General features: G+C 64.6%; 8 protein-coding genes. 3 read left to right on the top strand and 5 right to left on the bottom strand.

Annotation, left to right across the window (positions count from 1 at the left end; all coding sequences use genetic code 11):
* Positions 1-131 precede the first annotated feature (131 nt).
* On the bottom strand, positions 132-1451 hold the full coding sequence (locus A6723_RS00675) for an MFS transporter (RefSeq protein WP_054911325.1): 1320 nt from the start codon (positions 1449-1451) through the stop codon (positions 132-134).
* A gap of 260 nt (positions 1452-1711) precedes the next feature.
* Here A6723_RS00675 and A6723_RS00670 point away from each other — a divergent pair, with 260 nt between their 5' ends.
* Positions 1712-2116 (top strand): acyl-CoA thioesterase, encoded by a 405-nt coding sequence (locus tag A6723_RS00670; RefSeq protein WP_017521585.1) that lies wholly within the window; start codon positions 1712-1714, stop codon positions 2114-2116.
* 52 nt (positions 2117-2168) lie between these two features.
* On the opposite strand, the gene betA is transcribed toward A6723_RS00670, so the two are convergent.
* From betA to betI, 3 genes are all read right to left on the bottom strand, one after another.
* Entirely contained in the window at positions 2169-3851 is a 1683-nt protein-coding gene (gene betA / locus A6723_RS00665; protein WP_065348179.1) for a choline dehydrogenase, read from the bottom strand.
* Positions 3852-3981: 130 nt separating this feature from the next.
* Positions 3982-5454 (bottom strand): betaine-aldehyde dehydrogenase, encoded by a 1473-nt coding sequence (betB, locus tag A6723_RS00660; RefSeq protein ID WP_054909618.1) that lies wholly within the window; start codon positions 5452-5454, stop codon positions 3982-3984.
* Between the two features lie 46 nt (positions 5455-5500).
* A complete protein-coding gene (betI, locus tag A6723_RS00655; protein WP_054909619.1) occupies positions 5501-6094 on the bottom strand; it encodes a transcriptional regulator BetI in 594 nt (197 codons plus the stop codon).
* 367 nt (positions 6095-6461) lie between these two features.
* On the opposite strand from betI, the gene A6723_RS00650 reads away from it, so the two are divergent.
* Both A6723_RS00650 and A6723_RS32030 read left to right on the top strand, forming a co-directional pair.
* The gene (locus A6723_RS00650) at positions 6462-7022 is read left to right on the top strand and encodes an HdeD family acid-resistance protein (RefSeq protein WP_054909620.1); all 561 of its coding nucleotides are present in this window, start codon (positions 6462-6464) and stop codon (positions 7020-7022) included.
* Positions 7015-7185 carry a hypothetical protein gene (locus tag A6723_RS32030; protein ID WP_175405515.1) on the top strand — a complete coding sequence of 57 codons (171 nt, stop codon included), beginning with the start codon at positions 7015-7017 and terminating at the stop codon, positions 7183-7185. Before A6723_RS00650 ends, A6723_RS32030 begins: the two co-directional genes overlap by 8 nt.
* A gap of 1 nt (position 7186) precedes the next feature.
* On the opposite strand, the gene A6723_RS00645 is transcribed toward A6723_RS32030, so the two are convergent.
* On the bottom strand, positions 7187-8398 hold the full coding sequence (locus tag A6723_RS00645) for a YeeE/YedE family protein (RefSeq protein WP_054909621.1): 1212 nt from the start codon (positions 8396-8398) through the stop codon (positions 7187-7189).
* Between the last annotated feature and the right edge of the window lie 157 nt (positions 8399-8555).

Genomic DNA, 8555 nt, shown 5'->3' with positions numbered 1-8555 from the left:
TAGAATCTCTGTAAGTACTTGATTTTCAAGTTCTTTCAGCGCTTCGTCGCTGGGAGTGGTGCGCATTATAGGGAGTTTAAATTGGCCGTCAACGACTAATTTAAACTTTCTGCAAAAAACTGTCCGCTCGATCAGTTTACCGCCATTCCCTGCCCTACCAGCCGGCGTTCCTGCCGCAGCAGATAGGCCCCCACCAGCAGCCCAACCACACACAGAGCCACCACATAGTAGGCAGGACCCAGCGGGTCTTCCTTCATAAGAAGAGCAACCACCATGGGCGTCAGCCCGCCGAAGATGGCGTACGCCAGGTTGTAGGAGAAGGACAGGCCGGTAAAACGCACCACCGCCGGGAAGGCGTTGACCATCACATAGGGCACCGCGCCAATGACGCCCACACACAACCCGGTAATCGCATACAGCGGGAACAGCCAGTCCGGATGCGCCTTCAGGCTGGTGTAGAAGGTCCAGGAGACGACGCCCAGCAGGATGCTCCCAACTATAAAGGTACGACCCGCACCGAAGCGGTCAGCTAGGCGACCGGCCAGGATGCAACCGACGCTCAGGCAGACAATGGCCAGGCTGTTTGCCTTCAGCGAAGTGGCCGCGTCGAAACCATAAACGGTCTGCAGTACCGACGGGGTCATCAGGATGACCACCACGATGCCGGCGGACAGCACCCAGGTCAGCAGCATGGACAGCACCACCGCCGGGCGATGTTCACGCACCACCACGCCTAGAGGCACTTCCTCCGCCAGTTGCTTGCGCTGCTGCAACTCGGCGAACACCGGCGTCTCATGCAGCCATCGGCGCAGGTAGACGGAGAACAGCCCGAAGATGCCACCCAGCAGGAACGGTATACGCCAGGCATAGCCGTGCACTTCTTCGGCACTGAAGACGCTGTTGATCAGAGTCGCCACCAGCGAACCGATGAGGATGCCGGCAGTCAGACCCGACGTGAGCGTGCCGCAGGCATAGCCCACATGCCGATGCGGGACGTGCTCGGCCACGAACACCCAGGCGCCCGGCACTTCGCCGCCGATGGCGGCGCCCTGGATAACGCGCAGCAGCAGGAGCGCCAGCGGCGCCCAGATGCCGATCTGCTCGTAGGTCGGCAGCAGGCCCATGATCAGTGTGGGCACGGCCATCAGGAAGATGCTGAGGGTGAACATCTTCTTGCGGCCCAGCAGGTCGCCGAAGTGGGCCATGACCACGCCGCCCAATGGGCGCGCCAGGTAACCGGCAGCGAACAGGCCGAAGGTCTGCAACTGGCGCAGCCATTCCGGCATGTCGGCGGGGAAGAACAGCTTGCCGACCACGGTGGCGAAGAAGACGAAGATGATGAAGTCGTAGAACTCCAGGGCGCCGCCCAGGGCGGACAAGGAGAGAGTCTTGTAGTCGCTGCGGGTCAACGGACGTGACGCGGGCGCGGCAGGAGCGTTCACAGAAGGCATGGTGCTTTTTATCTCTGCAGGCAAGGTGGCTGCGGCCGGCAGCCGCAGGTGCCGCACCATAACAAATTGCGCGAAGACGACACAGCGGCCGCACCCGCGGGAAAATCTCGAAGTCCTGCGGTCGTCGCACAGGGCCCTGCTTCTATATAATGCAGCCGGGCCGATCAAAAGCTGTCCCAAGGCCTTGCACCGGCAGGTGTCTTGGGAGAGTTTTTCCATAACCTCACCATGAGTACGCCGGGGGCACGAGGCCCTTACCTATGATCGAGCTTGAACAAGAAGATCCCATCCCGCAGGGCGACCTTGCCCTGCAGATCACCGCCCTGCCGCGCGAGACCAACGGCTTCGGCGACATCTTCGGTGGCTGGCTGGTGGCGCAGATGGATCTCGCCGGTACCGCCATGTCCAGCCGCATTGCCGGTGGCCGTGTAGCCACGGTAGCCATCGACCGCATGGCCTTCCTGGTCCCGGTCGCTGTTGGCGCGCAGCTCTCCTTCTATACCCAGACTCTGGAAGTGGGCCGCAGCTCGATCCGCATGCTGGTCGAGGTGTGGAGTGACGACCCGCTGTCCAGCGAATGGCGCAAGGTCACCGAGGCAGTGTTCGTCTTCGTCGCCATCGACGGCAGCGGCCGTACCCGCCCGGTTCCTCCGCGTCGCGGCTGAAAACTGAAAACGCCGGCTGTCTCGCCGGCGTTTTCGTCTCTACCTCAAGGAATCAGCGCAGCGGCTTTCCGCGAACAGGCGCGCCGTCGGCCTTGAAGTAGTCAGCAGTACTGCGCGGTTGCGCAGGGCGGCCACGAACCTTATCGGCGAGCTTCTCGGCCATCATGATGGTGGTGGCATTGAGGTTGCCGGTGATGATCAGCGGCATGATCGACGCATCGATGACTCGCAGCCCTTCCATGCCGTGCACGCGGCCCTCGCCATCGACTACCGCCATATCGTCTTCGCCCATCTTGCAGGAGCAGGACGGGTGGAAAGCCGTTTCCGCGTGCTCACGGACGAACGCGTCCAGGTCAGCGTCGCTCTGCTTGTCCAGGCCCGGACTGATCTCGCGGCCGCGATAGGGATCGAGCGCCGGCTGGTTCATGATCTCGCGGGTGATGCGGATGGCATCGCGGAACTCCTGCCAGTCCTGCTCGCAGGACATGTAGTTGAACAGGATGCTCGGGTGCTTGCGCGGATCGCGGGAGGTCAGGTTGATCCGCCCGCGGCTGGGAGAGCGCATGGAACCGACATGCGCCTGGAAGCCGTGCTCACTCACCGCGTTGCTGCCGTTGTAGTTAATCGCCACCGGCAGGAAGTGGTACTGGATATTCGGCCACTCGAATTCCGGACGACTGCGGATGAAACCACCGGCCTCGAACTGGTTGCTCGCCCCCAGGCCTGTGCCGAGGAACATCCACTCCGCACCGATCTGCGGCTGGTTCCACCATTGCAGCGCCGGGTACAGCGAGACGGGCTGCTTGCAGGCGTACTGCAGGTACATCTCCAGGTGATCCTGAAGATTCTGGCCAACGCCGGGCAAGTCGTGCACGACTTCGATGCCCAGGTCGCGCAGCAGTGCCGCTGGCCCAACACCGGAACGCTGCAGTAGCTGCGGCGAGGCGACGGCACCGGAGCACACCAGCACTTCGCGGCGCGCCCGCACCTCCTTCAGCGCATTGTCGTCGCCGTGCAGGTAAGTCGCCCCGATCGCGCGCTTGCCGCTGAACAGGATGCGGTCCGTCAGTGCGTGGGTGACGATGGTCAGGTTGGGGCGCTCGCGGGCCTGGTCCAGGTAACCACGGGCGGTACTCGCGCGGCGGCCCTGCGGGGTAACGGTGCGGTCCATCGGACCGAAGCCTTCCTGTTGGTAACCGTTGAGGTCCTCGGTACGCGGGTAACCGGCCTGCACGCCAGCCTCGACCATCGCGTGGAACAGCGGGTTGTTGCCAGCCTTGGGCGTGGTGACGCTCACCGGGCCGCTGCCGCCGTGGTAGTCGTTGGGGCCTATGTCACGGGTCTCGGCCTTGCGGAAGTACGGCAGGCAGTCGAGGTAGGTCCAGTCTTCCAGACCCTTCTCCTGCGCCCAACCATCGAAGTCCATGGCATTGCCGCGGATGTAGCACATGCCGTTGATCAGCGAGGAGCCACCCAGCCCCTTGCCGCGCCCGCATTCCATGCGGCGGTTGTTCATGTGCGGTTCCGGGTCGGTCAGGTAAGCCCAGTTGTAGCGGCGGCCTTGCAGGGGGTAGGCCAGTGCGGCGGGCATCTGCGTGCGGAAGTCGGCGCGGTAGTCCGGGCCGCCGGCTTCGAGCAGCAGGACGCTGACGTCGGCGTCCTCGGTCAGGCGGGTAGCCAGTACGTTACCGGCGGATCCAGCGCCAATGATGATGTAGTCGTATTCCTGGGACATGCAGGCCTTCCTCTTTTTTCAGGCACGACACCGCCCGCGACGCGTGCGCGCCGGTGTCTGCGTGTTCGAAGATGGCCGGTGGTCAGGGAGTCATGCCTGCGACCGGCCTTTCATGGCTCGATCGCGGCGATCAGAACACCGAGGTGTAGTCGCCCAGCTCAACCTGTACGGATTTGATGCGAGTGTAGTGAGCCAGGGTGGTCAGGCCGTTCTCACGACCGACACCCGATTGCTTGTATCCGCCAACCGGCATCTCGGCCGGCGATTCGCCCCAGGTGTTGATCCAGCAGATGCCCGCTTCGAGGCGGTGAATCGCTCGGTGAGCGCGGGTCAGGTCCTGGGTGACGACGCCAGCGGCGAGGCCGTACTCGGTGTCGTTGGCGCGGCGGATAGCCTCGTCTTCGGTGTCGTAGACGAGGATGCTCATGACCGGCCCGAAGATTTCCTCGCGGACGATGGTCATGTCGTCACGGCAGTCAGTGAACACAGTGGGCGCGACGTAGGCGCCCTGGCCGAACTCGCCGTGGGTGACGCGCTCGCCACCGCACAGCAGGCGGGCCTTCTGTTCTTTGCCGGACTCTATATAGGAGAGCACGCTCTCCATGTGTGGGAAGCTCACCAGCGGGCCGAAGTTGGTGTTTTCGTCCTGCGGGTTGCCCAGGCGAATGCGCTTCACGCGTTCCAGCACCTTGGCCTCGAAGCGCGCCTGCAGGTTGCGCGGGATGAACACCCGGGTGCCGTTGGTGCAGACCTGGCCGGAGCTGAAGAAGTTGGCCATGACGGCGATATCAGCGGCGCGGTCGAGGTTCGCGTCCTCGAAGATGATCAGCGGCGACTTGCCGCCCAGCTCCATGGTGACTTCCTTGAGCGAGGAGCTGGAGGCGCTGGCCATGACCTTCTTACCGGTAGAGGTGCCGCCGGTGAAGGAAATCTTCTCGATGACGGGGTGCTCGGTCAGCCACTGGCCGACTTCGCGGCCGCTGCCGGTGAGAACGTTGAACACGCCATCGGGCAGGCCGGCCTCGGTGTAGATCTCGGCGAGCTTGAGCACGGACAGCGGGGTGACTTCGCTGGGCTTGAAGATCATCGCGTTGCCGGCGGCCAGGGCCGGCGCGGATTTCCACAGGGCGATCTGGATCGGGTAGTTCCAGGCGCCGATACCGGCGACCACGCCCAGCGGCTCGCGGCGGGTGTAGACGAAACTGGTTTCGCGCAGCGGGATCTGCTCGCCTTCGATGGCGGGCACCAGGCCAGCGTAGTACTCAAGGACATCGGCACCGGTGACGATGTCGACGAAGCGGGTTTCGGCCAGCGGCTTGCCGGTGTCGAGGGTCTCCAGCTCGGCCAACTCGTCGTTGCGTTCGCGAAGGATGTCGACTGCGCGGCGCAGGATGCGCGAGCGCTGCATGGCAGTCATCGCCGCCCAGACTTTCTGCCCTTCCACCGCGCTCTGCACGGCGCGCTCGACGTCGTCCTTCGAGGCGCGTTGTACCTGGGCGAGGACTTCACCGTTGGCCGGATTGATGGTTTCGAAGGTGGCGCCGCTGGTGGCTTCCACGTAGCGACCGCCAATGTAGAGCTTCTGTACTTCGAATCGAGCCATGGTGCGGTGGTCCTCTCTTGTCGGTGTCAGCGCAAGGCTGCGCCCGCTATCCGGGGCGCTTGGCCAGTTGTTGGTCGAGGTAGTCGTAGGCAATCGCCAACGCCTGCTCGGTGTCGAAGGCGTCGCCCGAAAGCGCGCCCCGCAGCCAGAGGCCGTCGATCAGCGCGGCCAGCCCGCGAGCGGCACTGCGGGCCTGGGCCAGCGGCAACTCACGGCGGAACTGGCTGCACAGGTTCGAATACAGCCGGTGGTCGTTGATCCGTTGCAGGCGCCGCAGCTGCGGCTGATGCATGCTGCTGGCCCAGAACGCCAACCAGGTCTTCATGGCCGGGCCGTTGACCTGGGAGCTGTCGAAGTTTCCGGCGATGATGGCGCGCAGATGCGAGCGCGGTTCGTCGTTGCGCAAGGTAGCGCGGCGCTCGGCGACAGCCTTGCTCAATGCCGACATCAAATGTCGCATCGTCGCGTCCAGCAGCCCGTTCTTGTCCTGGAAGTAGTGGCTGATGATGCCGTTGGAGACCCCCGCCAGGCGGGCGATCAGGGCGATGCTGGCGTCGCTCATGCCCACCTGGTCCACCGCCTCGAGGGTCGCGTGGATCAGCTGGGAGCGGCGAATCGGCTGCATACCGACCTTGGGCATTTTCAATCTCCTCTTCGCCAGGCGTACCTGTGCCGTCCGGCGATACTGTGGGCCAGTCTATTCGTTTTTTATTGAACGCTCAATCAACTAAGAATATGCTGCGCTGTATCAACGCCTTCAGGCGCCCGCATGGCGGGGCCTGTACCGTTCATCACTGCGTCGCACTCCAACCCACAAGGATCGCAGAATCTGCGCCGGATGTGTCGCGGCACGCTCTCCCCGGTGACGTCACCAGACGGCACCCGCCCGTTGCGACGGGCCTTCCACAGCCCGGCCAAGTGCCGGGCTTTCTTTTGCCCCACGTCAGGGCCTATGCCGCGCGCCAACGACTATGGTTTCAGCCATACCCCTCGCGAGGATCGCCGTCATGTCGCAACACCCGCTCTGGCAAGCCCTGGGCCGTCACTGGAAATGGATCGCCCTGCGCGGCGTCGCCGCCCTGCTGTTCGGCATCCTGGCGATGGTCTGGCCGGGCATCGTGCTCACGGTGATGGTGCTGTTCTTCGGCGCCTACGCCTTTGTCGACGGCCTGTTCACCCTGATCGCCGCCGCGCAGATGCGCGAATCCGGCCGCCCCTTGTGGCCGCTGGTGCTGGTCGGGCTCCTGGGAATAGCCGCCGGACTGGTGGCGTTCTTCTGGCCGCAGCTGACTGCGCTCGGCCTGCTGATGCTGATCGCCGGCTGGGCACTGGTGATGGGGGTGCTGCAGATCATCGCCGCCATCCGTCTGCGCAAGGCGCTGCAGAACGAATGGTGGCTGGGGCTTTCTGGCGTGGTGTCGGTGCTGTTTGGTGTGCTGATGATCGGCAATCCGGGTGCCGGGGCGATCGCCGTGGCCTGGGTGATCGGCGCTTACTCGGTGTTTTTCGGTGTCCTGCTGATCCTGCTCGCGCTGCGCCTGCGCAAGACATCGACCTTCAATGCCTGATGAGCGTGACTGGTGCCTGCTGCGCCTGGACGACAACGGCAACCGCTTCGTCATGCGCCGCCAACTGACCCGCGCCGAGGCCGAAGCTCTGGCGGGGGACTACCAGGCGCGCGGCCACAGGCAGACCTACTGGGCAGAGCGCGAAACGCTCCGCCCGGCCTGACTCAGCAGCCGGTCAGGCGCTCTTCCACGCGCTCGGCGGGGAAGAAGATCGGCCGCAGGCGCACCCCCACGGTATTGCCGAAGAACGCCGCCACCAGCCACAACCAGCCATGCAGGCTGCCGGAGGCGATGCCGCTGAAGTACGCACCGATGTTGCAGCCGTAGGCCAGGCGCGCGCCGTAGCCCAGCAGCAGGCCGCCGATCACTGCCGCGACCAGCGAGCGAGCGGGAATCTTCAGGCTCGGTGCGAAGCGACCGGCGAGGCCGGCGGCCAGCAATGCGCCGATCATGATGCCGAAGTCCATGACGCTGGTGACGTCCTGCCAGACCGGCGCAGCCAGCGCCTTGGCGTTGGCGTCGGCCTGCCAGAACGCCCATTGGTCGACGGCTATCCCCAGGCTTTCGAACGCCTTTGCGCCCCACAGGGCGAAAGCCGAAGTGACGCCCCACGGACGCCCGGCCAGCGCCAGGGTCGCGAAGTTCAGCAAAGCCAGTGCCACGGCGCCCCACACCAGCGGCCAGGGACCGCGCAGGAAGCGGCCGGCACCGTGCTCGCCATTGCTCGCTATCAGCTCCAGCACGCCATGGCGACGACGCTCCAGCACGACGCTGACGGCTGCAATGCCGGCAAACAGCGCCAGGCTCAGTATCAGCGCGGGGAACAGACCAAGGGACTGGACGATCGAGGTCGGCGGCAATGACGGCAGGGCGAACCACCAACCGATGTGGTGGGTGGCGATCACTGAGCCGATGATGAAGAACAGCAAGGTCACCAGCATGCGCGCATTACCACCGCCCACGGTGAACAGCGTGCCGGAAGCGCAGCCACCGCCCAACTGCATGCCGATACCGAAGATGAAGGCGCCGACGATCACCGACGTGCCGGCCGGCGACACCAGCCCCTTCACTGGCTCGCCGAACAGCGTGCCGGCCGCAAGCGCCGGGAAGAACAGCAGCACCGCGATTGCCAGCATCACCATCTGTGCGCGCAAGCCGGCGCCACGCCGTTCACGGATGAACACGCGCCAGGCGGAGGTGAAACCAAACGCTGCGTGGTAAAGAGTCAGCCCCAGCGCACCGCCGACCAGGAACAACAGTGCCTGCCGGCCACTCACCGCCTGGGCGAGGAACAGCGCGCCCGCCAGCAGCAGGAGGAAGGCGATCCAGAGCGCGCTGGACTTGCGCTCGGGGACGGTGGACAGGGCGAGGCTCATGGCGACTCCGGGGTGCTTTCGAGAGGGGCGATATTCTAGGGAGCGTAGTGCCTCCCGCCAACTTCGTAAGTCAGCTAAGGAAATAACCAGGCGTTAGGACACGACGCAGGGCACATGACGCCTCAAGCGTTATTCGCCAACAACGTCGTGCCAGGGG

The sequence above is a fragment of the Pseudomonas sp. AU11447 genome (assembly GCF_001672555.2).
Taxonomy (GTDB): domain Bacteria; phylum Pseudomonadota; class Gammaproteobacteria; order Pseudomonadales; family Pseudomonadaceae; genus Pseudomonas; species Pseudomonas nitroreducens.
Note: the sequence above shows the minus strand (reverse complement) of the source record. Positions and strands in the feature narration are given on the sequence as shown.

What these genes read in the sequence shown, in the direction of transcription:
- A6723_RS00675 (WP_054911325.1), bottom strand. Translation starts at nt 1,451, where the DNA reads ATGCCTTCTGTGAACGCTCCTGCCGCGCCCGCGTCACGTCCGTTGACC.
- betA (WP_065348179.1), bottom strand. Translation starts at nt 3,851, where the DNA reads ATGTCCCAGGAATACGACTACATCATCATTGGCGCTGGATCCGCCGGT.
- A6723_RS00650 (WP_054909620.1), top strand. Translation starts at nt 6,462, where the DNA reads ATGTCGCAACACCCGCTCTGGCAAGCCCTGGGCCGTCACTGGAAATGG.
- A6723_RS00670 (WP_017521585.1), top strand. Translation starts at nt 1,712, where the DNA reads ATGATCGAGCTTGAACAAGAAGATCCCATCCCGCAGGGCGACCTTGCC.
- A6723_RS32030 (WP_175405515.1), top strand. Translation starts at nt 7,015, where the DNA reads ATGCCTGATGAGCGTGACTGGTGCCTGCTGCGCCTGGACGACAACGGC.
- betI (WP_054909619.1), bottom strand. Translation starts at nt 6,094, where the DNA reads ATGCCCAAGGTCGGTATGCAGCCGATTCGCCGCTCCCAGCTGATCCAC.
- betB (WP_054909618.1), bottom strand. Translation starts at nt 5,454, where the DNA reads ATGGCTCGATTCGAAGTACAGAAGCTCTACATTGGCGGTCGCTACGTG.
- A6723_RS00645 (WP_054909621.1), bottom strand. Translation starts at nt 8,398, where the DNA reads ATGAGCCTCGCCCTGTCCACCGTCCCCGAGCGCAAGTCCAGCGCGCTC.